Origin of the sequence: Chitinophaga sp. RAB17 (assembly GCF_052114225.1) — a bacterium.
GTDB lineage: Bacteria > Bacteroidota > Bacteroidia > Chitinophagales > Chitinophagaceae > Chitinophaga.
Genome location: NZ_JBFREI010000009.1, coordinates 1 through 25,120, shown reverse-complemented (window position 1 = coordinate 25,120; position 25,120 = coordinate 1). Strand labels below are relative to the sequence as shown.

At 42.0% G+C, this 25,120-nt stretch carries 24 protein-coding genes; 9 read left to right on the top strand and 15 right to left on the bottom strand.

Going from position 1 to position 25,120, the window contains the following annotated elements; all coding sequences use genetic code 11:
• The first annotated feature begins 70 nt into the window (after positions 1 to 70).
• Positions 71 to 910, top strand: coding sequence for a helix-turn-helix domain-containing protein (locus AB4Z08_RS25530; protein WP_441576609.1), 840 nt, complete (start codon positions 71 to 73; stop codon positions 908 to 910).
• Between the two features lie 33 nt (positions 911 to 943).
• On the opposite strand, the gene AB4Z08_RS25525 is transcribed toward AB4Z08_RS25530, so the two are convergent.
• The 3 genes from AB4Z08_RS25525 to AB4Z08_RS25515 are packed head-to-tail and all read right to left on the bottom strand — an operon-like array spanning position 944 to position 8,286.
• Positions 944 to 2,005, bottom strand: a complete 1,062-nt coding sequence (locus AB4Z08_RS25525; RefSeq protein WP_441576608.1) for a PorP/SprF family type IX secretion system membrane protein — start codon at positions 2,003 to 2,005, stop codon at positions 944 to 946.
• A gap of 11 nt (positions 2,006 to 2,016) precedes the next feature.
• On the bottom strand, positions 2,017 to 6,894 hold the full coding sequence (locus AB4Z08_RS25520) for a PKD domain-containing protein (protein WP_441576607.1): 4,878 nt from the start codon (positions 6,892 to 6,894) through the stop codon (positions 2,017 to 2,019).
• A 51-nt stretch (positions 6,895 to 6,945) separates the two neighbouring features.
• Positions 6,946 to 8,286 carry a DUF4041 domain-containing protein gene (locus tag AB4Z08_RS25515; RefSeq protein WP_441576606.1) on the bottom strand — a complete coding sequence of 447 codons (1,341 nt, stop codon included), beginning with the start codon at positions 8,284 to 8,286 and terminating at the stop codon, positions 6,946 to 6,948.
• Between the two features lie 710 nt (positions 8,287 to 8,996).
• Here AB4Z08_RS25515 and AB4Z08_RS25510 point away from each other — a divergent pair.
• A complete protein-coding gene (locus AB4Z08_RS25510; protein WP_441576605.1) occupies positions 8,997 to 9,131 on the top strand; it encodes a hypothetical protein in 135 nt (44 codons plus the stop codon).
• A 197-nt stretch (positions 9,132 to 9,328) separates the two neighbouring features.
• On the opposite strand, the gene AB4Z08_RS25505 is transcribed toward AB4Z08_RS25510, so the two are convergent.
• Positions 9,329 to 9,706: a MauE/DoxX family redox-associated membrane protein gene (locus tag AB4Z08_RS25505; protein WP_441576604.1), complete on the bottom strand. Its 378-nt coding sequence runs from the start codon at positions 9,704 to 9,706 to the stop codon at positions 9,329 to 9,331.
• Between the two features lie 290 nt (positions 9,707 to 9,996).
• Between AB4Z08_RS25505 and AB4Z08_RS25500 the strand changes: the two genes are divergently transcribed.
• From AB4Z08_RS25500 to AB4Z08_RS25490, 3 genes are all read left to right on the top strand, one after another.
• Entirely contained in the window at positions 9,997 to 10,686 is a 690-nt protein-coding gene (locus AB4Z08_RS25500) for a DUF3592 domain-containing protein (protein WP_441576603.1), read from the top strand.
• 379 nt (positions 10,687 to 11,065) lie between these two features.
• Entirely contained in the window at positions 11,066 to 11,869 is an 804-nt protein-coding gene (locus tag AB4Z08_RS25495; protein WP_441576602.1) for an SDR family NAD(P)-dependent oxidoreductase, read from the top strand.
• Between the two features lie 61 nt (positions 11,870 to 11,930).
• A complete protein-coding gene (locus AB4Z08_RS25490) occupies positions 11,931 to 12,788 on the top strand; it encodes an RNA polymerase sigma factor (protein ID WP_441576601.1) in 858 nt (285 codons plus the stop codon).
• Between the two features lie 75 nt (positions 12,789 to 12,863).
• On the opposite strand, the gene AB4Z08_RS25485 is transcribed toward AB4Z08_RS25490, so the two are convergent.
• Positions 12,864 to 13,877 carry a zinc-binding alcohol dehydrogenase family protein gene (locus tag AB4Z08_RS25485; protein ID WP_441576600.1) on the bottom strand — a complete coding sequence of 338 codons (1,014 nt, stop codon included), beginning with the start codon at positions 13,875 to 13,877 and terminating at the stop codon, positions 12,864 to 12,866.
• Between the two features lie 311 nt (positions 13,878 to 14,188).
• On the opposite strand from AB4Z08_RS25485, the gene AB4Z08_RS25480 reads away from it, so the two are divergent.
• The gene (locus tag AB4Z08_RS25480) at positions 14,189 to 14,521 is read left to right on the top strand and encodes a hypothetical protein (protein WP_441576599.1); all 333 of its coding nucleotides are present in this window, start codon (positions 14,189 to 14,191) and stop codon (positions 14,519 to 14,521) included.
• Between the two features lie 62 nt (positions 14,522 to 14,583).
• On the opposite strand, the gene AB4Z08_RS25475 is transcribed toward AB4Z08_RS25480, so the two are convergent.
• The 8 genes from AB4Z08_RS25475 to AB4Z08_RS25440 all read right to left on the bottom strand — a co-directional run bounded on the left by AB4Z08_RS25475 (position 14,584) and on the right by AB4Z08_RS25440 (position 19,959).
• A complete protein-coding gene (locus AB4Z08_RS25475) occupies positions 14,584 to 15,222 on the bottom strand; it encodes a class I SAM-dependent methyltransferase (RefSeq protein ID WP_441576598.1) in 639 nt (212 codons plus the stop codon).
• Between the two features lies 1 nt (position 15,223).
• The gene (locus tag AB4Z08_RS25470) at positions 15,224 to 16,228 is read right to left on the bottom strand and encodes an NAD(P)-dependent alcohol dehydrogenase (RefSeq protein ID WP_441576597.1); all 1,005 of its coding nucleotides are present in this window, start codon (positions 16,226 to 16,228) and stop codon (positions 15,224 to 15,226) included.
• Between the two features lie 342 nt (positions 16,229 to 16,570).
• Entirely contained in the window at positions 16,571 to 16,927 is a 357-nt protein-coding gene (locus AB4Z08_RS25465) for a nuclear transport factor 2 family protein (protein WP_441576596.1), read from the bottom strand.
• 176 nt (positions 16,928 to 17,103) lie between these two features.
• Positions 17,104 to 17,757 carry a DUF2461 domain-containing protein gene (locus tag AB4Z08_RS25460; protein WP_441576595.1) on the bottom strand — a complete coding sequence of 218 codons (654 nt, stop codon included), beginning with the start codon at positions 17,755 to 17,757 and terminating at the stop codon, positions 17,104 to 17,106.
• A gap of 5 nt (positions 17,758 to 17,762) precedes the next feature.
• Entirely contained in the window at positions 17,763 to 18,131 is a 369-nt protein-coding gene (locus AB4Z08_RS25455; RefSeq protein ID WP_441576594.1) for a VOC family protein, read from the bottom strand.
• Positions 18,132 to 18,204: 73 nt separating this feature from the next.
• A complete protein-coding gene (locus AB4Z08_RS25450) occupies positions 18,205 to 19,020 on the bottom strand; it encodes a DUF6597 domain-containing transcriptional factor (RefSeq protein ID WP_441576593.1) in 816 nt (271 codons plus the stop codon).
• Positions 19,021 to 19,079: 59 nt separating this feature from the next.
• Positions 19,080 to 19,490, bottom strand: a complete 411-nt coding sequence (locus AB4Z08_RS25445) for a hypothetical protein (protein ID WP_441576592.1) — start codon at positions 19,488 to 19,490, stop codon at positions 19,080 to 19,082.
• Positions 19,491 to 19,545: 55 nt separating this feature from the next.
• Positions 19,546 to 19,959 carry a hypothetical protein gene (locus AB4Z08_RS25440; RefSeq protein ID WP_441576591.1) on the bottom strand — a complete coding sequence of 138 codons (414 nt, stop codon included), beginning with the start codon at positions 19,957 to 19,959 and terminating at the stop codon, positions 19,546 to 19,548.
• Between the two features lie 407 nt (positions 19,960 to 20,366).
• Here AB4Z08_RS25440 and AB4Z08_RS25435 point away from each other — a divergent pair, with 407 nt between their 5' ends.
• Positions 20,367 to 21,410: a hypothetical protein gene (locus tag AB4Z08_RS25435; protein ID WP_441576590.1), complete on the top strand. Its 1,044-nt coding sequence runs from the start codon at positions 20,367 to 20,369 to the stop codon at positions 21,408 to 21,410.
• A gap of 231 nt (positions 21,411 to 21,641) precedes the next feature.
• On the opposite strand, the gene AB4Z08_RS25430 is transcribed toward AB4Z08_RS25435, so the two are convergent.
• The gene (locus AB4Z08_RS25430; RefSeq protein WP_441576589.1) at positions 21,642 to 21,827 is read right to left on the bottom strand and encodes a class I lanthipeptide; all 186 of its coding nucleotides are present in this window, start codon (positions 21,825 to 21,827) and stop codon (positions 21,642 to 21,644) included.
• Between the two features lie 440 nt (positions 21,828 to 22,267).
• Here AB4Z08_RS25430 and AB4Z08_RS25425 point away from each other — a divergent pair, with 440 nt between their 5' ends.
• On the top strand, positions 22,268 to 23,452 hold the full coding sequence (locus AB4Z08_RS25425) for an epoxide hydrolase family protein (RefSeq protein ID WP_441576588.1): 1,185 nt from the start codon (positions 22,268 to 22,270) through the stop codon (positions 23,450 to 23,452).
• Between the two features lie 466 nt (positions 23,453 to 23,918).
• On the opposite strand, the gene AB4Z08_RS25420 is transcribed toward AB4Z08_RS25425, so the two are convergent.
• Positions 23,919 to 24,059: a winged helix-turn-helix transcriptional regulator gene (locus tag AB4Z08_RS25420; protein ID WP_441576587.1), complete on the bottom strand. Its 141-nt coding sequence runs from the start codon at positions 24,057 to 24,059 to the stop codon at positions 23,919 to 23,921.
• Between AB4Z08_RS25420 and AB4Z08_RS25415 the strand changes: the two genes are divergently transcribed.
• Entirely contained in the window at positions 24,026 to 24,607 is a 582-nt protein-coding gene (locus AB4Z08_RS25415; RefSeq protein ID WP_441576586.1) for a carboxylesterase family protein, read from the top strand. The two genes, AB4Z08_RS25420 and AB4Z08_RS25415, sit on opposite strands and share 34 nt — an antisense overlap.
• The last annotated feature ends 513 nt before the right edge of the window (positions 24,608 to 25,120 follow it).

The following is a 25,120-nucleotide window of genomic DNA, read 5'->3' as shown; positions in this document are numbered from 1 at the left end:
AAAACAAAGGTAGGGGGCTACACAGGATGTGCTGCTGTACATTTTTTCACTTAATCAGTACTTTCAGAACATGAAAAAAGAGAGTTTACATTTGCCTTTTGAGATTGAATTCGCTACCCTGGACCAATACCCCAAAGGCTCCAGGCACAATAGTTACTTTGAATTAATCTACATTTTTAGTGGTACCGGCATCCAATACATTAACCAACATAAGTTCAATTATAAAGCAGGCAATTTGTTTCTGTTAACACCACAGGATATTCATTCCTTTGAGATCACAACGGCTACCCGGTTTTTCTTTCTTCGTTTCAATGAATATTATGTGAAGACGAAATCCGGTCACGAAAAAGATACGATACAGCGAATGGAATTTATTCTTCAGAATGCCAGCCACCGTCCCGGATGCATCCTGAAAAACCAGGTAGACAAGCCACTGATTGCCTCCCTGGTGGCAAGCATCATACAGGAAAACAATCATCAGCAACTTTATCATAAAAAAATAATAGAACAAATTGTAAATGCCATTATTACTATTGTAGCAAGAAATATTGCGTTGAAGCTCCCTAAAAATATAAAGGAAAATACAGGAGAAATAGTATTGGATATATTGCATTATATCCAGGAAAACATCTTCGATCCATCCAAACTAAAAGCTGCGGAGATCAGCCGGCATTTTGGCATTTCATTAAGTTATATGGGGCGATATTTCAAAAAGCAAACAGGAGAAACTTTGCAGCAATATTTAACCTCCTATAAGCTGCGGCTGGTGGAATCCAGGTTATTGCACAGCGATATGCGGATCGGAGAAATTGCTTTTGAATTTAACTTTGTAGATGAAAGTCATTTAAACAGGTCCTTTAAGAAATTAAAGGGCGTAAGTCCTACGGAGTATAGAAGGCAGTATTGCTGAAAAAAGTGATGCTCCATCAACGCCAGATTGTTTTTACATGGGAAACCTGGGGCATAACGATTGTCTCCGCTCGCTCTTACGGTTATTAAGGAAATCTCTGTAAGATAAAACCAGTTCAAAGCCCCCACGATGCTGGGCCGCAGCGGCCAGTTTATCAATATTTATATCATAACTGATACCAAGCATAAATTTAGCTTGCTGCAGCTGAATAACCGGGATAATGGCGTCATTCATCCGGTACAAAATCCCACCGGTAATGGTTTGCTCTCCCCCACCCATAAAAAGATCCCTACTCAGCATAGCACCCACCTGCAGCGTGCTGATATTTACGGGCGTTAAATGTTCTGCAAATTGCCGGAAGTAATCCGCATAAAAAATGAACCGGTCCGTTTCACTGGTGGGCGCAGATAGCCCGGCGTTGAATGCCAGCTTTCTGTTCAATACGATGGTATTGCTCTGGAAAAACCCCACCTTCGGCTTTGTAATATGAAATAGCCCTACTCCCACAAAATAATCTATGTCTTCTTTCATTACACCATTGTAGCTTAAACCGGTAGACAGGTCAAAATAGTTCACGCTCGTGTTATCAAAAGTCTGGCGTGAATACGGCAGCACACTGAAAGTCCCGTTACTGCCTGGAATAAACTGATCGTTCAGTACCAGCTTTGTGGGATCAAATCGTTGTTGCATCGAACCACCCATAAAGGCAAGTGATAAATAAGAGTTTCGCTGGCTGCTCAATGGTAAACTATAATTAATGGCAGGCAATATCTGGGTAGTACTAAACTGAGAAGTACCGGCTACATCTCTGAGCAACTGCAGCCCTACAGTAAGGTTATCATCACTGGTGATATTTACAGGAAATTTTACTTCCGTGCTTAATCCAAAGGTTCTGTACGGCACTGTTACACTTTGCCATTGATTCCTGTAAGAGGCAGTTACCCGTATATCTCCGGTGAAAATCCCAGCCAATGCGGGATTGCGCAAAAGTGGCTGATCATAGAATTGCGAAAAGCCAACATCCTGTGAAAAGCTTTTCGTCACCACCAGGCAAGCAGCAACCAGTATGAAAAATATTTTATAATACCCTTTCATAAATAAGTCATTTAGAATAATGTAACATTTCCCTTAAAGGAATAGGGTACTCCGTTCTCACAGATAACGTCCACCGTGTAAATGTATACCCCTGTATCGGCCGGCTTTCCATTCACCATACCATCCCAGCCGTAATCAGCACTGTTGGGAGGGAAATTATTGCGCTCAAACATAATGCGTCCCCAACGGTTAAATACCCGGAAAGATTTCACAGACGAAATACCGGTTGCCCGCACGATTAGCTTTCTATTTTCCGGTACATTACCATTAGGAACGAATGCATTGGGAACAAATACCTGGGAATTCTGGCAAAATACATTGATGCAAATATCCGCGCTTCCTTTACAGCCATATATATTGGTGACATCTACCTTATAGCAAATGTTATTCTTGATGATGGCAACAGGAGAAGCACAGGTAGCGTCATTACAGGTAAGGTCCTGTGACGGTGTCCAGGTATAACCTTGTATCGGCAAAATTCCAGGTGCAGCTGCATTGGTGATTACAGGCGCCAGGTTTAAACGATAACCGGTAGGCAATGTCATGGTATCCTTTGCAAATGCTACCAAAGGATATCCACCAATCTGTATCAGGGTATCTGTAGTTGTGCTGCAACCTGTTTGGGAAGAGGTAACAGTGACAGCATATATCCCCGCATCCTTAATATTTACCTTATTAATTCCGGCATTAGGACCATTCACGGGAAATCCGGTTCCCGGCCCTTTCCATAAATAATTCAGGGCGGCATTTCCCGGAATGGAACTATACGCCTGCAACACCAGGTCATCACCCACACATAACGGCGTTCTTACGGAGAGCACTGGTTTGGCGGGTGCTTGCTGAATCACCACATCAAAACTGACAGGCGGCGAAATACAATTGTTTTGCGTAGCATACACCACATAGGTGCCTGCATCCTTCATTGCAGCAGATGGAAATGAAACAACTGCATCGCTGACAGTATCTGCCGAAGATCCAAATGCCGGGCCCGCCCAAACATATTCAATAGTTCCTGGCTGATTATTGCCGGAAGAGAGTGCGGTCAATGTAAGCGCTTGTCCACTACACAACGGAGGATTATATCCTGCCACCGGTTTTAAAGGCGGCGTAGGATCTTTCAGTATAAATATATCTGGAATTTTTTGCGAGAGGCAACCACCTGCTGTTTCTACAAATATGCCGGAATAAGTGCCTGCTGTCAATGGTATCGTCATCCTTCCCGAAGCATTTGTATTGGTAGAAAAAGTAAGGGCAATTTGAAATTTATTGTAATGCACCACCACCGGCACATTAGGCATAGCAGCATTATTAAGGTCCAACACCTGTAAGGTAATAGCACCAGATGGAATGCCGCATGCAACAGGATTATTATAGGCCGCACTCACTATTTTAGCCGTAGGGTGAACCGTAGCCGTGATGGGGGCTCTTGGACTTTCACATCCGTAGATGTTGGTCTGACTAACGTAGTATACCCACTGACCGGCAAGATTCGTGTTAATGACAGGCGCGCGGTTTAACAACACGCCATTGCCATTATACCACTTAATTGTTGTTCCGGGTAAAGGGTTTACTATTAAGGCAGTTGCGGGCGTACCCATACACAGATCAGTATTAGTGGTTACCGGCGCCGGTGTGGCGGGATGCACGATCAACACGATATCAGTTGATGTACCGGGACAGGGTTGCAAACCAGGGTTGACAGGTGTTACCCTTACTGTGAGCGATTGACTGGCAATCCCCCTATTTGTAAAAGATAAAGATATTACCGCATTAGGATCAGACGAGGAACCAGTAGTAATACCGGTGACATTTGCAGGCAATGGTCCAACAACGCTCCAGTTATAAATAGCATTAGCCACTGTGGAAGAAGGCTTAAACAGGGCCGTTTCACCAGAACAAATAGATTGAGATGTTACAGGAAAAGTTACTACCGGACTAGCTGTGATCGTTACACCGGTGGTGGCTACATATCCCGGACAAGGTGGGGCCGCGGCAATGGTATATGTAACAGTATAAACCCCGGGAGTACTGCCTGCCGGATTAATTTCTCCGGTTGTAGCATTGATGGATAATCCTGTACTGCTGGTAAAACGCCCTCCTGTTGTACCAGATAGGGATACTGGTTGCGAAACAACGCTACTACCACAATACGGAGATCCTGCGTAACTAATAGTTGCAGTCGGAATACTGTTTACTACCATGGTGGCAGTGGTGCTATAATTTGCGCAACCACCTGCGCCAGGAACAGTATAGGTAATGGTATACTTACCTGCAGCAGCACCAGAAGGATTAATTTCTCCGGTAGTTATATTGATCGGTAATCCCGTTGCCGGGGCAATGGAATAAACACCATTCCTTGTGCCCGTAAGCACTGCTCCTACAGGTAAATTGGGAGTAGCTGGCGTATTTAACGTATTACATACGTTCGCCACAGGATAACCAATAGTAGCCGATGGCGCAAGTGTAATAGTAACTGATGTGGTGGTGGTAAAGCCTGGGCAAGGAGCAGCAGGAGCAATCGCATAGGTCACTGTATAAGTACCTGGTGTACTGGTAGCAGGTGAAATAATACCTGTTAACGGATCTATGATTAACCCCGTGGTACTGGTAAAAGCTCCGCCCGCGGTCCCGGTGAGCATTACCCTCGTAGCAGCATCTGAAGTACAAATCGCCGGGTAGGCAATTGTAGCTGTTGGCGTACCGTTTACCGTAACTGTAGTGGTGGCCTTATAAACCGGACAGGCACCTGCACTCTGAATTGTATATGCTATTGTATAAACGCCTGCTACTGCACCAGCAGGATTAATTTCTCCGGTGGTGGCATTGATGGGTAACCCGTTTGCCGGAGTGATGGAATAACTGCCGCCTGCCGTGCCGGTATGTACAACTGGTACAGGAGGATTCGGCGCAGCCGGCGTATTAGTCATATTACACAGGTTGGCAGGCTGATAGGATATAGACGCAGAAGGAGCAGAACTGACGTTTACGGTAATCGCTGCTCTCGGTCCCTCACCACAACCGGTTACTTCACTTACATAGTAGATAGTACTGCCGGCACTGGCCGTTGATGGTGTAGGTGCAGTGGGCGAACCAATACCACCGGAAGCATTGGAGTACCACAATAAATTGTTTCCAACAGCGGTTAATGGAGTTGCGGACTGATACTGGCAATAACCAATCGGCGTAGTTACCGTAGGTGCCTGTGCCAATGAATTAACCGCTACCAATATGGCAGCTCTCGGACCTTCACAACCATTAACAGTTTGACTCACGTAATAAGTAGTAGTACCAATGGTAGTCGTAGATGGTATTGGTGCTGTAGTAATACCTGTACCACCAGTTTGATTTGTGTACCATAACAAGCCTGTTCCCGTGGCGGTTAATGGTGTAGCTACCTGATGCTGACAATACTGCACAGGTGTAGCCACAGTGGGTGCGGGAGGACGCGCTTTTACTGTTACACTCACTGGTATTCTTATGCTTTCACAGCTATTGGTAAAGGTTTGACTTACATAATATAGAAAGATACCTGGGCTATTGGTGGAAGGTATAGGCGCCAGTGGAGATCCGACACCACCTGTTGCCGATATATACCACAATAACCCCACTCCTGTTGCCACCAGTGGAACAGCGGTTTCTCCCTGGCAATAAAATACAGGAGGACCCGCCACGGGTGATGGAGACGGTGGACTTACCACTACCTGTTTTGTTCTAACATCACTGCCACAGGTGGCGTTAGACGCTGTTAAGGTTACGGTATAAGTCCTGGCTGCTGCATAGGTATGGCAAGGGGGATTCTCGCTATTGGAAGTAGTACCATCACCAAAATCCCATGTAAAATTACTCACTGTGCTGCAACTCTTACCACTGGACCCATTCACTGTTTTATTAGTAAAACAAACAGGAAGATTTAAACAGGGCGCGGTAGGATCTGTGTCAAAATCAGCAACAGGCTTCATTCTCACCACAATCTGATTCAGCGTATAGGTAGTAGTATAACATCCATTAATGACTCTCAGTGTGGCCGTGAAGTCAATTTGAGGACAGGATGATTTGGTGTATTGATGGCTTAATAGACGAATACTATTTGTTGGGCTCAGCGGATGTTGTAAAACAACAGGTGGAGTACCATCGCCAAAGTCAACTTCATAGGTAGTCCCGGGAGAATTGCCAAACCAGTTACCAATCTGAAATTCAACTGATACAGGAGCACATAGTCCTGTGGTAGAGGTAGATGTAGTGAAGCTGGCTAATGGATTCTGTCCGTTGTAAAACCGATAACCTACACTTCTGCTACAGCCATTGGAAGATTTGATCGTCATGGTAATCTGAAAATACCCCTGCGCTGCATAAGTATGCGTCATCTGTCCGTTTACCGGCCAGTCTGTTTGCATAAAGAAGGGGGTATTGTCCCCCCAGTCAATAGTATATTGATTACCGTTGCCGGCTACTACAGAACTATTAATAACATTAAGATTATACGTAGCATTGCCATTACAATTGGTAAAAGGATCTGTTGCCTTATCTGTCAATGCTGGTTTAGGCACTGACAAGATGGTCAAATCTGTGTTGCTAAGAGCCGTCCCATCAGGTGTAGTGACAGTAATTTTCCCGGTCGCAGCCTGATCAGCAACAATGGCGGTGATAGTGGTGGCACTGTTCACTGTGAAAGAAACAGCATCGTCACTCCCCAATTTTACGTTTGTAGCACCAGTGAAGTTGCTTCCCGTGATGACTACGGGCTGTCCCTGGCAGACAGGCGTTGGCGCAAAGCCACTGATAACCGGTAATGGTGGCGGCGGTGTCTGGGATAAGACGGGATCTCCTAAGAGTATGCAATAAAAAATAATTACACAGCGTATATAGGATTGTAAACAGGATTTGAACATAGAGTTAACTGATTCCTTAAGATACGTAAAATAAGATGAACTCCCTGCTTCCTATATCAGGGAGGCAGGGTATTTACGTTCTTCTTCGGATACTGCCAAAACGGATTTGTTAAATTGCTCCAGCATGGTCATGGTTTCCCTATACTCTCTGGCTTCTGCCACCTTTGTAAACTGGATTTCTGCATTGGTCTGCTGCAGTACAAATTGTTCTATCTCCGTCAATGTTACCCTGAAAAACTCTTTCTTATGATTAATCCGGTTTAATCTCCGTTCATGAAAATATTTATGCAGTGCATTCTCCAACTGTGGTGCATTTTCAGAGTAGATAATGGCATGTACATCAAATTGAAAAGGTACGGAAGCATCTCCCAGTTCCTTCACCCTGTCCAGGGGATCCAATCTTCTTGTCATCCCGATTTTGTATATATCTTCCCCAAAAGAACCCAGATTGGATATAATATAGATGTGGCCAACTTTGGTAAGTTGTGCCAAAGCGATGGCGCGCTCTTTTCTTTCATGCGCACTCTGTAGCCTTTCTTCCAGTATTTTTACTTTCTCTGTGAGAATATCAACGTTGGCGGTGGTACTCCGCGAAAGCTCCTGCCGGGCTTTGTCAAGTGCCGACTGATACCTGGATTCCTCTTCAGCAGCATCTTTTTGTGCTCTTTCCAGCTCTTTCTGTACGCGCTCTTCGTCTCTCATTTGCTCTCTGATACGCCGTTGCTCTTCTTTCTCCTCATACTTCTTTTCTTCGTATTCGTAGGTCAGTGCCAGTTCATCGAGTTTTAAATTCAGGAAATTATTAGCAATGGACACCTGTTGGGTTACACCCAGCTTATTAATGCTTTCATAAGATTTTAAAATCTTCTCTTTTGTCTTCATCGCATTATTCCATTTCACTTTTGCCATGAGACCATCACATTCACCGTTAAAAGCAAAGAGCATTAGTTTTTTCAGCTGATTGGTCATCTTCTTCCCCTCTGCTTTACTTCCGCCTACCGTCCATTCCGTGCTACAAATGGCTGCCTGGTCCTTTCTGATAAGATCTTTCTGCCGGGCATAATTATTCTCAAGTTTTAGCTTATATGCTTCAGAAGTTTCCAGGTTAAACTGAGGAATGTAAAGTCCAAACGAACCTATCTCCAATGTATCCCTGTAAAGATTTACTTCCTGCTCCAGCTGGGCGTGAATACCCAATGCCTGTTGGAACTTTGCGTTTAATTCATTCAATTTTATATCGTACTGCTGAATTTCATTCCTTTTAGCCGCAATGGCAGCATCTATATCAATTATACCGGCATACTTTTCTTTCAGTAAATTGATTTCTGATTGTGCAATAGATAACTCCTCTTCTCTTTGCTTGATCAGTTTATTTTTCTTATTAAAAAACATAATATAGGATTGTGGTGAGCAGTAAAATGTTAGTCTGTAGTAAGGGTACAATTTGGTGGTTACTGTTGATCAGGGGTATACCTACTTTATTCCGGTAGCTGTAAACTTAAATATTTTTCCGGATTGATCAAAGTTTTAAGCGACAATTACACAATTGCCTTAACAAATTGGGGAATAAACTTTTCTTGTATAGGATAGGTATAAGTTTGCGGGCAAAGTACTTCATTTTCCAGACCTTGTTTTAATACGTATAAAAGATGTTCAAACTTATCAGTTAATACGCATTAACTGAGTAATTCATGGTTAAGGAAAACGGATTAACAATTGATTTACATGTATTCCCTTATCGTTTCCTTTACAGGATACATTATAACTCATGAATTTCATTAAATAAATTCTATATTTAATAAGACCCGGCAAATGGCTGTTTACTATTATTCTATCAACATTCTTAAAGACCAAAATAGTTTTGCAAGATTCAGAAAATTCTCAAACGTCTTTGAAGAATATAAAAAGTCTGACAACCCGGTAGTCTCTATGATCACTATCAAATAATTATCTTAAAAAATGAACATGAAAAAAGCCTATTCCTTCTTCCTTTGGTATGCCTGTCAGCCTCCTTTAAAAATGACAGTAGCGAAAAGAAAAAATTACACCCAGGACTAAAGATTGTCAGAGGCATCTGCAACAATGGAAATGAAATCAGGAAGATGAATTTATTTATAAAAATGAATGGCGCCGACAGTGTATTTGAGGAGGTTTCCATACAACATCGAACCAACAACGCCTATACTTATACCTGCGTGAGAGGCTATTTTGAAAACCGCTTATGTCCTGCCAGATAATTGRTTGTGATAAGGTGACCACTGCCATCGTAAATTATGTGAAGTCAATAGATAATCCTGAGATCGACTCCGCCAATCACGTGGAGATTATATACCTAAAGCATTAATACAAAAGCGGGTGGCTTGTTAATAACAAGCCACCCGCTTTTGTATATTCATACGATGAGCACAATGTTATTGCCTCCTCCTTAGTCAACCTATCTTACCATCGGCAGGTACTTCTCCCGATTTTCAATAATCACCCAAATGTTAATGACGAAAAGCACCAACGCAATGGGTAAACCTGATGGTGCATTGATCAGATTAGTCAGCAAAACTCCCACCATCACGGGGAGGATAACGATGGCACCGAGCGCCCTGGTTTTCTGCATAATAAAAAGCGCACCACCTACCACTTCAACCGTGCCTACGAGTGGCATCAGCCAGCTGATACTCATAAAGGCGCCCATTAATTTCATCAGGCTTTCCGGCATGTCTTTGGGCATTGGCATGTAGTTAAAAAACTTATTGAGCCCGGCATTAATGAACATCAGGCCAAATAGAAGGCACACGACAAATAGAATTTTGTTTTTCATAGTGGTAAAATTTATCGCAAACATACATTATTTTAATATGTTTAAGTTATCAAGACGGCCAACTTTTAAATAACAGCCCCCATTTACATGTACACTTTTATCTGAACGGAGAAATGATTGATACCGGGAAAAGATTCTCAGTAAAATAGCTTTCCTGCAAAAAAGCTTTCTGCATGATGCTACCGGCGGCAAATCGCTCAGCTCCTTTTTTGAAAACCGCTCACAAAAACACACCTGTACTTATCTACTCAATTTTCTTATATTGTGCACTTAATCAATCGCTTACCCCAATGAAACGCAGGTCGGTATCTATCACTTTCAGTATCTTTTTGGCAGTAGGACTATTGCTCCTGGGCATTAGCCTGGTTATCTGGTATAACACTGCAAAATATAATAAGACCGCAGTAAAAACTACAGGAACTGTAGTTGATCTGCTGGCGAAAAGCGACCGTACTTTTTCTCCTGTCGTTACCTATGATGACGCTAATGGTGTTAAGCATCGTTATATTTCCTCCTTTTCTTCCAAACCTGCTGGTTACAAAATAGGCGAAACCGTTGCCATGTACTATGACCCCAAGAATCCGGACAGTGCAGAAATAGCCGGTTGGCAACAATATTTTGGCAGCCTGATAACAGGAGGCCTTGGATTCATATTTAGTGTGCTTGGTCTGGGTTATTTCGTTGTGAGAAAGATCAGCCACTCCCGCCATGAACAGCTAAAACAATCAGGGTTCCTGATGCATGCGGATATTGTATCAGTAGATATCAACCGATCTGTTTCTGTGAATAACCGCCATCCTTTTTTTATCCGGTGTGAAGGGAAAGATTCACTCACCGGAAATATCAGTAATTTCAAAAGTGGTTTTATCTGGTCTGATCCCACCCCACTAATTGGACAAGATAAAAAAATAGACGTGTATGTAGATCGAAATAATCCACGTAAATATTATGTAGATATCAGTGGGTTTGAGGAAAGATAAATTACATTTCATTAAAAATATTATTCGATACAAAACAGGACTTCTAAGTATAACACCTTTTACACAAGGCATATCCAGGTATTTCCGGCGCTATTAGTTTCAAGCCTTTACGCGGTAAGGTGGGGTAAATTTCCTGAACGATAAGCAGTGCCTTTCCTATGATACCAGGTGCAGATTTTGACGCCCTCTTATTTATTAAAACCATAACTGCAGCAAATAAGTAGCAGCAGGTAAATAAGTGGCAAAATCGTATTCTGTACCAACTGTAGCCTGCACCAAAATCATTTACAATCAACATATTACGGGATATTGATCTTTTTTTTTTCCAAAAAACCGATCGTTTTGCAAGGCTAATTCGTCAAAAGATAAACTCAATAAAATGATCTATCTAAAAGACAAAGTAGCCGTTGTATTTGCTGCATCCGGAGATATTGCGGGAGCAGTTTCGCGTTCGTTCGCCCAGCACGGGGCAAAGGTGTATGTCACCGCCAGGAACCTGGATGCTGTAAAGGCATTGGCCCAGGAAATCAAAGCGGATGGTGGAAATGCAGAAGCCGCCAAAGTGGACGCATTGAATGAGACCGAAATAGACAACTTCTTAAAAAAGGTCGCCTCGGACAATGGCCAATTAGATGTTGTATTCAATGGAATAGCGGTTGACTATAACGAGATGGGAGGCCGCCCACTCACAACAGTGGCTACTTTCAAGCAATTTATGGCCCCTATGGAAAAGATCTGCGGCTCACAATTCCTTACTTCGAGGGTAGCAGCGAAATACATGATGCAAACCCAATCCGGGGGAACCATCTTATTACTCACGGCTGCATTATCCAGGAGCAAACTACCTAATGTTGCGGGCATCACTGCGGCCAGTGCAGCTATTGAGGGATTAACGCGGGTAATGGCCGCTGAATGGGGTGGAGATGGCATAAAGGTGATCGGTATTTGTCCCGGCGCCTTAATGGAAACGAAGAGGATCTCCGCATGGATTGAGTCCTCTGCCAAACATCTCGGAATACCTCCGGAGCAGTTGATTGCACAGTACAAGGCGTTCGACCTGTTAAAGACAAGTCCAACATTGAAGCATGTAGGCGAAACCGCTGCTTTCCTTGCCTCTGAAACTGGTATCGCCTTCAACAGCCATATCGTTGATGTGGATTGCGGCAAGATGAACATATTATAGTATATTAGAGGTTGCGGCCTTCCCATGGAAGACTGCAACCTCACTTTTTATTTATTAATGAATGGAAAGGGAAGACATTCTCCAATCGGCCATATCCGGCGATATCAATGCATTCCAGATGCTGTTCGCCGAATTTCAAAACCAGCTAAAATCTTATCTGTATCGCTTACTTGCCGATCGTAATGATGTAGATGACCTAACGCATGATACATTTATCAAAGCATTTACTAAAATATCAACCTTTAACCAGGAGGCTTCTCTGAAAACCTGGGTATTCAAAATAGCCACCAACCTGGCCTACGATCATTTACGGAAGTTGAAAAGATGGCAACCTGATGCCCAGGATCGGGGGGCCGATCTGGCTATAGGTTCAGAGGAAGTCAGGCAGGCGTTCTGGAAGGTACACGATACATCAGCAGCCGGGGCTTACGAAATGAAAGAACATATCGACTTCTGTTTCACATGTATCTCAAAGACCTTACTCATTGAAAATCAAGTCGCACTGATCCTAAAGGATATTTACGATTTTCAAACCAAAGAAATTTGTCTCATTCTCGGGAAAACCGAAGGAGTAATAAAACACTTGTTGAACGATGCCAGAAATACAATGACGGGTATTTTTGAAAACAGGTGCGCGTTAATCAACAAAAATGGTGTCTGCCACCAATGCAGCCATATAAATGAAATTTTCAATCCCAAACACGATCAACAAGCACAACTGATGAAGTTGGAATTGGTAAAAAAATCGAAAAAATATAACAGGGAGCAGCTTTTTACATTGCGAACATTATTGGTAAAGGCTATCGACCCCCTGCATGCTGCTGGCACCGATCTGCACGAATCTATTATGAATTGTGTCAGAACGGCTATTGGTGAAAAAAGTGATTTCTTCGAGAAGCATCCAGGTAAAGCAGAGTAATCCGTTGTTGCGAATCAATCTGCGTAAACAGCCTTGCAAATTTTGGAATAGTGCAGCTTATGTAAACTGATAATATTAATACTCCACAACGATCTTACCAATGGTTTTGCCACTTTCCAGGAGCTGATGTGCCGTCTTCAGATTCTCAACGGTGAATCCTTTAAGAGTTTTGTTTACCGTAGTGCTGATCACTCCTTTATCAACCAGCCCGGCTATCCTATTCAGGATATGATGTTGCTCAATCATATCTTCCGTTTGAAAGAAAGAACGTGTATACATATATTCCCAGGAAAAACTGGCACTTTTTGTCTTTAATTTATTTAGTTGAACAGGCGTGCTGTTGCCGGTGATTGAAGCAATATGTCCTTGCGGTTTGATCAACTGAACCATACTATCCCAATAGCCGTTGGCGTCGATAAGGTCCAGGATATAGTCAACTTCGGTTATATCCTGCGCTTTCAGGTTTGATATAAGGTCCTTATGATCCACCACCACATCAGCACCAAGATGTTGACACCATTCCACAGATTCCGGCCGGGATGCTGTAGTAATCACTTTTAATCCCGCTATTTGCCTGGCCAGTTGAATTGCGATTGAACCCATACCACCTGCTCCACCGATAATAAGTACAGATTTTCCCTTGTCTTTCTCCGGCGATATACGGATACGGTCAAAAATCATTTCCCATGCGGTAATAGCTGTAAGTGGCAGCGCTGCGGCTTGCACATCCGTCAGGGATTTGGGCTTGAGGCCAACGATCCTTTCATCAACAATCTGAAACTCGGCATTACATCCCGGCCTGGTGATCTCACCTGCATAATAAACCTCATCGCCTGCTTTGAAAAGGGACACATCACTGCCGATATCGACTACGACGCCTGTGGCATCCCAACCAATAATCTTCGGCTCATCCAAAATAGTCTCTTTAGCGGCAGACTGTCTGATCTTGAAATCTACCGGATTGAAACTGATTGCAGTAATCTTTATCAGCAGTTCCCTGTCTTTAGGTAATGGAACCGGTGTATCAAACGCTATAAAGCTTTCTGGATCTGATATGGGTAACGATTGTTTAAATCCTATTGCTCTCATGACTAATAATTATGTATTTAATAGATATTTTTYCCGAACAAATGTGTTTGATGTTAATTCTTCAGGGTTGAATCCCTAAAACCATGATCCGTTAAGCATTACAAAGAGAAATGGCACTCTAAATTTAAGTATTTCAGATCGTTAAAAGAGATGGGAAGCAGGAAATAATCATATAAAAATGTAATTTTGCGTGGGCTTTTACGGCATACAACGCTGCAAAAGCCCACGCAAAACGGCCGTAGCGCCCCCCAATTATGAACCGTTTGGGGGAAATAAAACAAGTAATTCAACGGCTCAAAAAATGCTGAAAGATGGAAGATTTACGAAATAAAGATAAAAGCATCATTTACATAATGAACTATGTCATGGAGATTTTTGGCGAGAATTACTTTACGCTTATTGACGCGTGGGATGCTTCCAGGATCGCTATTGGATTTACAAGAAAGGATAAGTTAATTTACATCTCTACAAATAAACACTGGCACCTTTCTCCGAATAATGTTAAATGCTATGCCGAGTTCGAGATAATAGACGAACATACCCTTATGCCTGTGATTACAACAAAGTGTCTTGAAAATATCACCAAAGAAGAGTTAGTGGTCTATATAAAAGAGTTTATGAATGGCGTTTTCAGTCTCAATTAATCGCCTCGGAAAATGCCGCCGGCAGCTGTTATGATGAAAAATACATGCAGCTATCTTTCTCTTTATTTTTTCTTAGCCCAGATATAGCCTCGTCTGCTTTGGTATTCCACATCTGCATGCGGACGCCTTTCTATCGCATCAATTATCTTAAAACCGGCTCCATCAAGTAATGCGATTATATCGTCAGTCTTAAAAAAGAATAAATCAACATCAATTTCCTTGTCATGAGCTTTGTCAAAATGAACGACCTCATCTCCTACGTGAAAGGAAAATAAAAAATCTCCCCCCGTCTTCAATACCCTGTTTATTTCTTCGAAACACTTCCTGATCTGGTCATGGGTAAAATGGACTATCGCATAGAATGCAAGCGCACTTCCAAGATATCCTGACGGATAAGCAATGTTCAACAAGTCCCCCGTTTCAAATTTAATTTGAGGGGAAAGCTTCCGGGCAGCGCTGATCATTGCCGGTGACAAATCAATGCCACAGATGTCTTTCAGGCCATTGTTATACAGAAACTTTGTTGTTTGCCCAGGACCACAGCCAAAGTCGGCACACAGACCTTTGCCCTTATTGACGGCTGCAAATTCCTTCAATAACAAGCGGTCAAAATGCTTTTTGGACAGTTCGTCCGAACGCTCAGCCGCATAGTCATCGGCTACCAGGTTATAACAGCTTAATACTTTCTCCTGTGAATTCATCTTATTCTAAGTTTTCCAATATTAACCGAATAACTTTTCCTGTTCTTACCTTTTCTATTGCTTCATTCACTGCAGTGAATGGCATAACATCCACCGCACTCTCAATATGATGCTTTACAGAGAAATCAAGCATGTCTATCATGTTCTGACAACTACCTACATAATTTCCATAAATAGTTCGTTGAGCATAATCATATAGCAACCCAAGATTAATTGCCTGCTTTTCCAAAGGCGTAGCCACCACACAAAACTTTCCCTGTGGTTTAAGAATTTTTAAAAAAGGATTCAGATCATACGGCACGTTTAATGTAGAGAGGATAAAATCAAATTTCTTATTAATCGTTGTAAGGTTATTGACGTCTGAGCTAAGTACAAATTCTGCCCCCAACTGGTTAATCATCTCTTTTTTCTCCGGAGAATGAGAAAATGCATACACCTCATGTCCCATTTTATTTAAAAACTGGATGGCCAGGTGACCAAGACCACCAGCGCCCAGGACCCCAACAACGGAATGGGCTGGCAACTGTGCTCTTATAATGGCTGAATACACGGTAAGACCAGATGAAAGCAAAGGAACCGAATTGGCTGAGTTAAGTGCCTGTGGAAGTTTGAATGCAAATCTGTTATCCACAACAATCTGCTCCGCCAAACCACCATAACAATCCACACCAATTACTTTTTGCTGAGCACAATATTGTTCGTTACCCGCTCTGCAAAACTCACAATCAAAACAAGCCTCCTGCTGATAACCGATTCCAACGCGGTCGCCCACATTTAAGGTAGTTACATTTGGGCCGGTTTCTTCAACAATTCCTACAATTTCATGTCCCGGAACAAGCGGAAATTTTGTATCACCCCAATCATTGGTTATGAATTGGACATCCCCTCTTGCAATAGAACAATAAATAATTTTAACCCTTACCTCATTGTCACCAACATTCCTTTCATAATAAAATGGCTCCGCTTTGCCACCTTCCTCTTTAATTCCATATGCTTTGATTTTCATAAATAGACCGATGAATTTATAGGTTTTTGATGTCTTTTGCTACCAGATTAAGATTCTTCCCTGATTGATGCCCACCGCTTTCTATTTCGCGAAAGGTTGCCCGTGGAAGCTGATGATTGTATAGTGTAAAATGAGCTAACGGTATCTCTTCATCATCACGACAATGGTTAAAAAAGATACGACTATTTTTGGAAGATTTTCCGGGAAATATTTTTGAAGTCTTAATCCCTGTACCCAAAACTCTTTACTACTCCGGAATAGTGCCGATATCAGAAAGGTTCTGGCTGCCTTTGCCAGCACCTTATGTTCAGGGAGGTATTTCAACAGCAATGACGCCCCCGTTTAACTGGTTATAGTCTCTATCACAAAAGCTTTTAATTCGGCCATTTTACCATCGCGAAACCGCCAGACATCACAGTAAGCGTAATCGACCATTATCCCCTCTTCGTCCTTCATACTGATTTGGCCGATTGCAGTAACATATTCGCCTTCCGCGATTAAGTTTTCGACCATGAACTTTGGAGGCTCCACATACGCCGTTGCCATATACTGTCGAACAGCTTCCTTCCCTTGTAGTACCCTATCACCTACAAATGTCCATACCGTGTCCTCCGTGCAGAAAGACAGAAACTCCTCATAGTTCCCTTCAGTGATAGCTGCGTTTGCTTTTTCCAGTATTGTCTTATTATTCCGGGTCATCTGATATTCCTAATTTTAAGTAAATACCTCAGTGGAGTAGATTTTCTCATGCATTATGACTGCCGGTACCGGCATAAGAAATGAATGTAGAACATTTTTCATTCATTACTATGCCTAACTAAAAAACCTCACAACAGTATCGTTGTGAGGTTCGATTTCTTTTCTAAAGCTACCTCTTACAAAAAAGGTGCATTTAGAAAATCATTGAGAGGTTTCAGGGATTTATATATTTCAGCAAACTTTTTTGAAGCATCTTTTTCCAAAAGCGCTTTATCAGAAACGGGACGGACAGCTACAAAACATTTCAGTTTCAGGTATTCAGCCATCGGATCTTCTTTTTCAAAGCCAGCGGGAACACGTTTTAATTTGCCCTCTTCGCTCAACCCGCCGAAATAACGACAGAAACATTCTTCGCTCAGCATCTTTTGAAACGCTTCGGCATTATTGGAAATCTTTTTCCGAAGTTCTTTCAGCTTATCATTTTCCAACATATAGATACCTCCCGCCAAAAAGGATTGTCCTGGCTGGATATGCAGATAGTATCCGGCTTTCTCAGGACCTTTTCCCGTTACTATATTTGCTCCGAAATTAGTTTTATAAGGCTCCTTGTTATGGGAAAATCTTGTGTCGCGATATATGCGGAAAAGCGATTTCCCTGCATCTATTGTCCCTAACTTCTTATCAAATCCGGCCATTTCCCCTATCAGTTCTTCAACAAATGAAATAACATCTTCGCGGGCTGTCGTGTAGGGTGTTTTATGCTCATTGAACCATTCACGGTTATTGTTCTTTTCCAACTTTTTCAGAAAGTTCAGGGTAGCTGTATTCATCTGTTCTAGTTGATTGAATGGACAGCCATTTTGTTTCCTTCGGTGTCAATGAACATTCCGATATATCCTACTTCGGGGCTGATATGTGTTTTCGGAACAATTATCTTTCCGTTGTTGGGTGCTACTTTGTCCAATACCGTTTGTAAGTCGTTGCCACCATTCAGATACGCAATAGCTCCATCTGTTGAGGGTTTGTAATCTCTGCCCTGGACGATTGCTCCTGACACGTTTGTGCCGTCAGTTGGGAAGAAGCCCATTTTTGTACCGAGCATCTCTGTTTCGTTGATTTCCAAACCTAAAATGGCTCTATAGAAAGATACCGCTCTGCTAAAATCCGTTGCAGGAATGTCGATGAAATTGATCAGATTTTCCATTATCAAATTATTTTATGTTCGGTAGCAAAGTTATTATGCGCCTGAAACATAAAATTGTAAAAATGGGACAAGGCTATTCCGTTCTGTCAAAAATCAAAGACATTTTTAAGTCGTCGCCATAAAATTCTTTGGGAGTCAGTCCGGTAAATTCTTTGAAATCTTTAATAAAATGTGCCTGGTCGTAATACTCGCCCTGATAGGCCAAAGCAACAAGACTTGTAATCTTCTTATTCAGCAGCATTTTAAGTGTGGCTTGCAGTCTGATGGTTTTTGAAAGTTGTTTCGGACTTAAACCAATGGTGGAGGAAAATTTGCGTACCAATTGTCTGCGGTTGATATTGGTTTGTTTGGAAAGCTCGTCAACGGACAGCTGTCCGTTTGCTGTTAAAATAGTTTCAACAGTTGATTTTACAATATGGTCAATGGTTTCGGTATCAATCAGTCGGCTTAATAAAAAAGTTTCCATCAATTCTATTCTTTCAGAAGTTGAACCAGCGGTTAAAATCTTCTTTTCGATGTCTTTTCCGTCCTTTCCAAACAGCTTTTCCAATGAAACGGCTGTATTTTCCATTTCTTTTATCGGAATGGTTGCAAAAGGCAAAAATCCGTATGGATGAAAACGAACAAAAAAAATACCTGTTTCACCTGTCGGCTCTACTTCAAGCGGTCGTGTCAGTTGTCCTATTACAAAGCATCTCGGCAGGAAATCGCAATTTCCGTTTTCGCTGTACTGTTTATATAAATCGCCGTAGTGAAAAATCATTTTCATACAGCCGTCAGGAACGATGATATTTTTTTCGGGTGTTTTTTCTTTCGGGCTTTCCAATGTCCAATAACATTCGACCAGTGCTGCTAAGTCCTGACTGGGTGGATAAATTTGATGATTCATTTATTGGACAACGTTTATTAAAGTACTAAGCTACTTGTTTATAAATACAACCTGACACCTTAAGCGCCAAAATACCCCCGCAACAGAAAATAGCCGCCTCCAATCACTAAAAGATCCAGTGCCACAGCCATCAGGCTCAGTGGCCACCAAAAAATCCCCCAGTAGTTGAGGAACCTAACAGTATCCGGCTTACCAGGCTCGAATATAAATGCAATCGTCTCACCTATCTGCCATTGTGCAGGTGAAGAACCCGACGAATGCCAATACGTAATTATTTCATGCTGACGGGTAGGAATATCGAAAACAGGAAAATAAAATGTACCCTCACTATCTTGTTTTTCAACAAGCTGAACAACGGTGCCCACAGCACGCTCGTTATCTTTTACAAATATCAGCTTATTCTTCAGCGCTACTAATGCGGCAGCAAATAGTAAACCCCCAACGATTATAAAAATGATATATATGATCATCTGCTTAGCTTTAAATAATAATGCTATTTAATTACCTGAAACATTCGTTTACTTTTCAAGTATCGCTTTTATCCGGCCACCTTGTCAACGGGCTAAGAAAATAGTAACCTGCCCCCACGATAATCAACGGAATGGCGGTGGCCATAGAAATTATCGTCCAGTTGAAGAGCCAAAAATAACCCATCATCCTGACGGAGCGCGGGTTTTCAGTATCATACAGAAAGGTGGCTTCTTCTCCGACATCCCAGCTAGCTGGCTTACTTGAAGTTGGATGGTGGTAAATGACCTCGCCGTTCTCTTTTGTCTTTACAGTAAAAACCGGCGAGTAGGCATCATCAATTTCTTCCAGCGAGGTAACGGTACCAATGGCCCGTTCACTTCTGCCGATGAAATCAACAGACTGTTTCAATATGTATAATGAAACGGCAAGTAAAATGAGACCGGCTAACAAATACAGTTTGTACAACATAGGATGATTTTAATTATATCAATTATGCGGGCCATGGAAAACCTGCAATCGAACAAAGGCACAAAATCCGCCCAAACCACTCCAATACACCTACTGGTGTGCCCGAACCAGTTTGATATTCAATATAAATCTACTGCAAGATAACAACAAAATTTTGGGAAATGGAGGAATAGAACAGACCTTTAAATCCAGCTATTTGAAGGCTTATTCAGGTGTTCCACATTTTCACCGCGGGCCCGCTATGTATCAACAACATCCTGCACCAGCGCGAAAAACAAAGGAAATAAATCCTTACTGGTATGAATCTTGCTCAATGCATGAGCTATAAAGTAATTTAAGGCTATTGAAAAAAAGTTCAAAATTGAAAAACCATATCTTCAACAATCAATATAATCAAAAGCATAAAAATGAAATTAACCTGTTATACCCTTATTGCTTTTTCCATCCTTGTTATAGGCATTTCCAGCTGTAAAAAAGATAAAAACACAGCGTCCAATCCACCTGATGAACCTGAAATACCTGTGTCTGAAATATATGTAGCAGGTTATGAAAGCAGCGCGGCAAAATACTGGAAAAATGGTATTGTTACCAACCTTACCGGTGCCGCCAGTGGTTATGCCACAGCTATAACCGTTGCAGGTAATGATGTATATGTAGCCGGCTGGGAAGATATTGCCGGCGGAAGAAAGCTCCAATACTGGAAAAATGGTGTAGCAACACAACTGGCCGTTGGTGATTTTAATACACTGACAGGTGGCATTGCTGTAAATGGTAATGATGTTTACGTTACAGGAGCCCAAACAAATAGTAACGGTACCAAAGTAGGTAAATGTTGGAAGAACGGCGTAGCTACCAATCTCTCGGACGGTACAACCGGCCACCATACTAATGCAAACGGCATCGTGGTGTCAGGAAAGGATGTGTATATATCAGGAGGCGAATTTAACGGGAGCAGGCTTGTGGCTAAATATTGGAAAAATGGCATAGCCGTACCACTTACCGATGGTACTAAATCGGCACACGCCAATGCAATTGCAGTGGTGGGTAATGATGTGTACGTAGCCGGGTATGAATCCATATCAACTGATGGCGGAAGCAACCCTGTTGCCAAGTATTGGAAGAATGGGATTGCAGTATCACTCACCGATGGTAGTGAATACAATGTGGCAACCGGCATTGTTGTTTCTGGAAACAATGTATATGTTTCCGGTTATCAAAATATAGGCAGCAGGGGAAATATTGCCAGGTATTGGAAAAATGGGGTGGTTAAAAATCTGGGGGATGGTACCCGAAACACCAGGGCTAATGCCATCGCTCTTTCGGGTGGTGCAGTGTATGTTGCAGGCTTCGATGGTAATTTTATCACCTACTGGAAAAACGGAGTTGCTACGCACATTTCCAATGGTGGTAGTAGTAGCTCTGAAGGTCTCGCCATCTTTTTAAAACAATAAAAAGGGAGGTGATTCAGTTAAACATAATCTCCAATGTCAGGAAAATAAATGCTGTCATCTGGCGCCTGTTTGAAGAGCAGATCTCAAAGGGGCTGTACATGAGGATTCTTCAATTTGACAATCTTATAATGTAGTCTCCAATAGAACGCATACCAAGGCAACCTGTCAAAGTCTTTTTCAGGTTGCCTTGGTGCAAAAAAAATTGTGATTAATCCAGCCTCTCCGAAAGGACTAATTACAAAGAACGTGAGGATTTGTTTCTGTAAAACAACCTGCATTAGGTAACCAGGTAGGGCATCCGTAGGTAGTTCTGGGACCTCCGCCGATTAACTGGTACTGTTCCTGATTGTTAAGTGGGGCAACAATTTCTCTCTGAACGAATAGCTTTTTACTTAAAGACAGCTTTTTCTTTTTCATTTTAAGGGTTTTGTTTTATCTTAACAAAATACGGGATAGTACTGCGGTTATTTTTCGGTAGTCATGAATGGCTATTATAACCTCATCAGAAGGAAGTCATATACAGATACTGTATTTTACAACATATTCATGTGCGCAAGGGAATCAGAAAGCGGTGGATTTGTTCGATGTTAATTAGCCCGGTTTGATCTTCTAAAACACAATAAACGTTTCGGGATCTGCATTTTTAATGGGATAAACATTGCAACATACCCCCATCCCATCAATGATGTAGTAGCTGTTTCCATCGGTTTTGATGGCAGCAGGATCGGTTTGGTCCACATAGTCAACAACTGGTATGTCTATATAACCTATTGTATTTTTTTATTTTCGTACTGATTGCAACTGACACACTGTTGTCACAACCCACTTATAACTTTGTTTCAACAAATACCCAGGATATGAAACAAACTATTCTTTTACTGAGCATCGCGATGATGGCAATGACCTCCTACGCGCAATCCAAAAAAAACAACAATATGTTTACTGTAAAGCCCTTCAAGATCAATGTGCAACAAGTTGTACTGGACGATCTCCAAAACCGCCTCCGCCAAACCCGTTGGCCTGATGCACCTGAAAACATTGGCTGGAAATATGGTACTGATCCTGAATTTCTCAAAAGCCTCGTTGCCTATTGGCAAAACGGGTACGACTGGCGCAGCCAGGAAGCCGCTCTTAACAAGTTCCCACAGTTTACAGTGGAAATAGATAGCCTTCCCATTCATTTCCTCCATATTAAAAGTAAAAAACCTAATGCCCCCACCCTGCTGCTGGTGCACGGATGGCCCGATTGCTTTTATCGCTTTCACAAAGTCATTCCACTATTAACAGACGATTACAACCTGGTAATACCTTCCATTCCCGGTTTTGGCTTTTCCGGTCATGTAGCCATGACGGATGACGGCTCTGCAAAAATTTTTGCTACGCTGATGAAAGAGGTACTCGGATATAAAACCTTCCTGGTAGCCGGAGGAGACGTAGGCAGCGGCATCACCAAATCAATTGCCAATCTTTATCCCGAAAACGTGACGGCCATCCACCTGTCAGACGTGGGATATCCCAACGGCACGGAAGATTGGAGCACCATGTCCAAAGCTGAACAGGAATTCGGACAGTTTATACAGCAATGGTGGTACCGGGAAGGAGCGTATGCCATGTTGCACGCCACAAAACCACAAACGCAGGCTTTCGGCTTAAATGACTCCCCTGTGGGCCTGGCTTCCTGGATTGTTGAAAAATTCAATGCCTGGCGTACACCGGGTGGCGCTATCGAGGATCATTTCACCAAAGATGAACTCCTCACCAATATCATGATCTATTGGGTGAGCCAGACAATTAACTCTTCTATGCGTACTTATGCCGTAGGCGCTTTTCAACAACTGGCTTCAGGCCAAAAGGTTAATACCCCCACCGGGGTTGCGATATTCGCTGGTGATGCCCCTACACCACGGGAATGGGCAGAAAGAAAAGCAAATGTCAAACGCTTTACCGTCATAGATAAAGGCGGCCACTTTGCGGCATTGGAAACGCCGGAACTATGGGTGAAAGAAGTAGATACTTTTTTCAAAAGCACCCTGGAAAAATAACCTGGTTGCGATGCTGATTGGAAGAAGCGGTAACGTAAAAGTCCCAATGGCATTACATTCAGTCACCGATTTGTGGGTATACCGGGCTGAACGAGACATAGTGCGGTGAAAGAGTAGTGAAAGAGTAGTAGGAGTGTAGTAAGAGTGTAATGTAACAGTAGTAAGAATGTAGTAAGACTGTAATAGGACTGTAATAGGACTGTAATAGATAGACGAATCCTAAGTACTGGAGAAGTATACGAGAAGTAGTAATGAGGTATGGAACAAAAGCCTTTTATTAGAATAAAAAAATAACAGGAAATCATACTTTACTAAAAAGAGAAGGCCGTATGCCCTTCTCTTTTTAGTAAAGTATGATTTCAACAGTTTAATTGTCACAGGTTGTTTCCCCTTTGTTGCCATCGCTTGATAGCATTGAGAAAACAACAGCTATTATTTTCTTGGGATTAACGGACTCTTTTTGATACTATATTTTAGCTTCTACAGCTATAAAAGTGAGCCCCCAATTCCTCATCATATCCAATACTGGAATAAAAGATCTGCCAGCCTCAGTTAAACAATATTCAACTTTTAGTGGGACAACTGGGTAGACCTTTCTTTCTACCAATCCATCTTTTAAGACGGGTTCGAGATAATATTGTAAACTTTGGTGGTGATCCTGATAATGTTACTATTTTCGGTGAGTCTGCTGGCGGAATGAGCGTTTGTACTTTGCTCGCAATAAAAGAAGCAGAAGGTTTATTTCAACGACCGATTGCCGAATCGGGAGCAGGACACTCAGTAATTATAAAAACGCTGATTTGTGTTGACAGAACCTGCGATGTATTCAATACTAAAACCAAGGGCTATGAACAACGAAGTGAGACAGCATGGCACGTTTCGGATGGAAAACTGACCGCTAAATATGCAGCCCGATATGTGCAAAATTATTGGGGTATTGAAAATCCCGATCATTATGTCCGTGATGTACCACTACAAGAAGATAGTACAAGAATAAGAAACAATGTTCAGAACGAAAGCAAACACCAAGCATTTCGGAGAATATTGTACGGACATATTTTACCTATTACTAATGCTGGGAATATGTGCTCGACTTTGTTTGCTATTGGGCTTCCAGGTAACAAAAGAAGGCAGATTCGACAGTGGATTTCTTAGGACATGTCCTGGATACCTTTGAGTTTCCAATCCAACGAGTGCAAGCTGATTGGGTACAGGATTTCTTAATGACCTCTTCCAGGAAGAATTAATGGGTTATAAACCTTAAGCCTTGCAGCTGTTAATATCACCTTAATTTCTGTTATGAACGATTAACATTACAAAGGAATTAGATCTTAAAACTTATGTGAAAGAAATTGATTTGTCGTAAATACACTGCACTTGTAAGATAAGTACTACAAGCCAGTGACGGTTAGCACAATTTAATCATTCTGTTGCTAACCGCAACGCTCACTTTTCTATCCTTATTTATCATTTCACAACTTTACCACTAAAAACAAAAAAACCTTGTAGAATCAGCTTCTACAAGGTTTAATTACGTAAGAGTATTTCTTTTTACTCCTGATGGTGATCCCCTTGGGACTACATCAATGCCTTATATATCGCGGCTTTTCAGGGTTTTAAAAGTTAGTGTAACCTAACCTTTTTTGTTACCTCCCGGAATAGCTCAAT

Bases quoted from the DNA above. Each gene is read 5' to 3' on its own strand.
- AB4Z08_RS25530 (WP_441576609.1), top strand. From the start codon at position 71: ATGAAAAAAGAGAGTTTACATTTGCCTTTTGAGATTGAATTCGCTACC.
- AB4Z08_RS25525 (WP_441576608.1), bottom strand. From the start codon at position 2,005: ATGAAAGGGTATTATAAAATATTTTTCATACTGGTTGCTGCTTGCCTG.
- AB4Z08_RS25520 (WP_441576607.1), bottom strand. From the start codon at position 6,894: ATGTTCAAATCCTGTTTACAATCCTATATACGCTGTGTAATTATTTTT.
- AB4Z08_RS25515 (WP_441576606.1), bottom strand. From the start codon at position 8,286: ATGTTTTTTAATAAGAAAAATAAACTGATCAAGCAAAGAGAAGAGGAG.
- AB4Z08_RS25510 (WP_441576605.1), top strand. From the start codon at position 8,997: ATGAATTTATTTATAAAAATGAATGGCGCCGACAGTGTATTTGAGGAG.
- AB4Z08_RS25505 (WP_441576604.1), bottom strand. From the start codon at position 9,706: ATGAAAAACAAAATTCTATTTGTCGTGTGCCTTCTATTTGGCCTGATG.
- AB4Z08_RS25500 (WP_441576603.1), top strand. From the start codon at position 9,997: ATGAAACGCAGGTCGGTATCTATCACTTTCAGTATCTTTTTGGCAGTA.
- AB4Z08_RS25495 (WP_441576602.1), top strand. From the start codon at position 11,066: ATGATCTATCTAAAAGACAAAGTAGCCGTTGTATTTGCTGCATCCGGA.
- AB4Z08_RS25490 (WP_441576601.1), top strand. From the start codon at position 11,931: ATGGAAAGGGAAGACATTCTCCAATCGGCCATATCCGGCGATATCAAT.
- AB4Z08_RS25485 (WP_441576600.1), bottom strand. From the start codon at position 13,877: ATGAGAGCAATAGGATTTAAACAATCGTTACCCATATCAGATCCAGAA.
- AB4Z08_RS25480 (WP_441576599.1), top strand. From the start codon at position 14,189: ATGGAAGATTTACGAAATAAAGATAAAAGCATCATTTACATAATGAAC.
- AB4Z08_RS25475 (WP_441576598.1), bottom strand. From the start codon at position 15,222: ATGAATTCACAGGAGAAAGTATTAAGCTGTTATAACCTGGTAGCCGAT.
- AB4Z08_RS25470 (WP_441576597.1), bottom strand. From the start codon at position 16,228: ATGAAAATCAAAGCATATGGAATTAAAGAGGAAGGTGGCAAAGCGGAG.
- AB4Z08_RS25465 (WP_441576596.1), bottom strand. From the start codon at position 16,927: ATGACCCGGAATAATAAGACAATACTGGAAAAAGCAAACGCAGCTATC.
- AB4Z08_RS25460 (WP_441576595.1), bottom strand. From the start codon at position 17,757: ATGAATACAGCTACCCTGAACTTTCTGAAAAAGTTGGAAAAGAACAAT.
- AB4Z08_RS25455 (WP_441576594.1), bottom strand. From the start codon at position 18,131: ATGGAAAATCTGATCAATTTCATCGACATTCCTGCAACGGATTTTAGC.
- AB4Z08_RS25450 (WP_441576593.1), bottom strand. From the start codon at position 19,020: ATGAATCATCAAATTTATCCACCCAGTCAGGACTTAGCAGCACTGGTC.
- AB4Z08_RS25445 (WP_441576592.1), bottom strand. From the start codon at position 19,490: ATGATCATATATATCATTTTTATAATCGTTGGGGGTTTACTATTTGCT.
- AB4Z08_RS25440 (WP_441576591.1), bottom strand. From the start codon at position 19,959: ATGTTGTACAAACTGTATTTGTTAGCCGGTCTCATTTTACTTGCCGTT.
- AB4Z08_RS25435 (WP_441576590.1), top strand. From the start codon at position 20,367: ATGAAATTAACCTGTTATACCCTTATTGCTTTTTCCATCCTTGTTATA.
- AB4Z08_RS25430 (WP_441576589.1), bottom strand. From the start codon at position 21,827: ATGAAAAAGAAAAAGCTGTCTTTAAGTAAAAAGCTATTCGTTCAGAGA.
- AB4Z08_RS25425 (WP_441576588.1), top strand. From the start codon at position 22,268: ATGAAACAAACTATTCTTTTACTGAGCATCGCGATGATGGCAATGACC.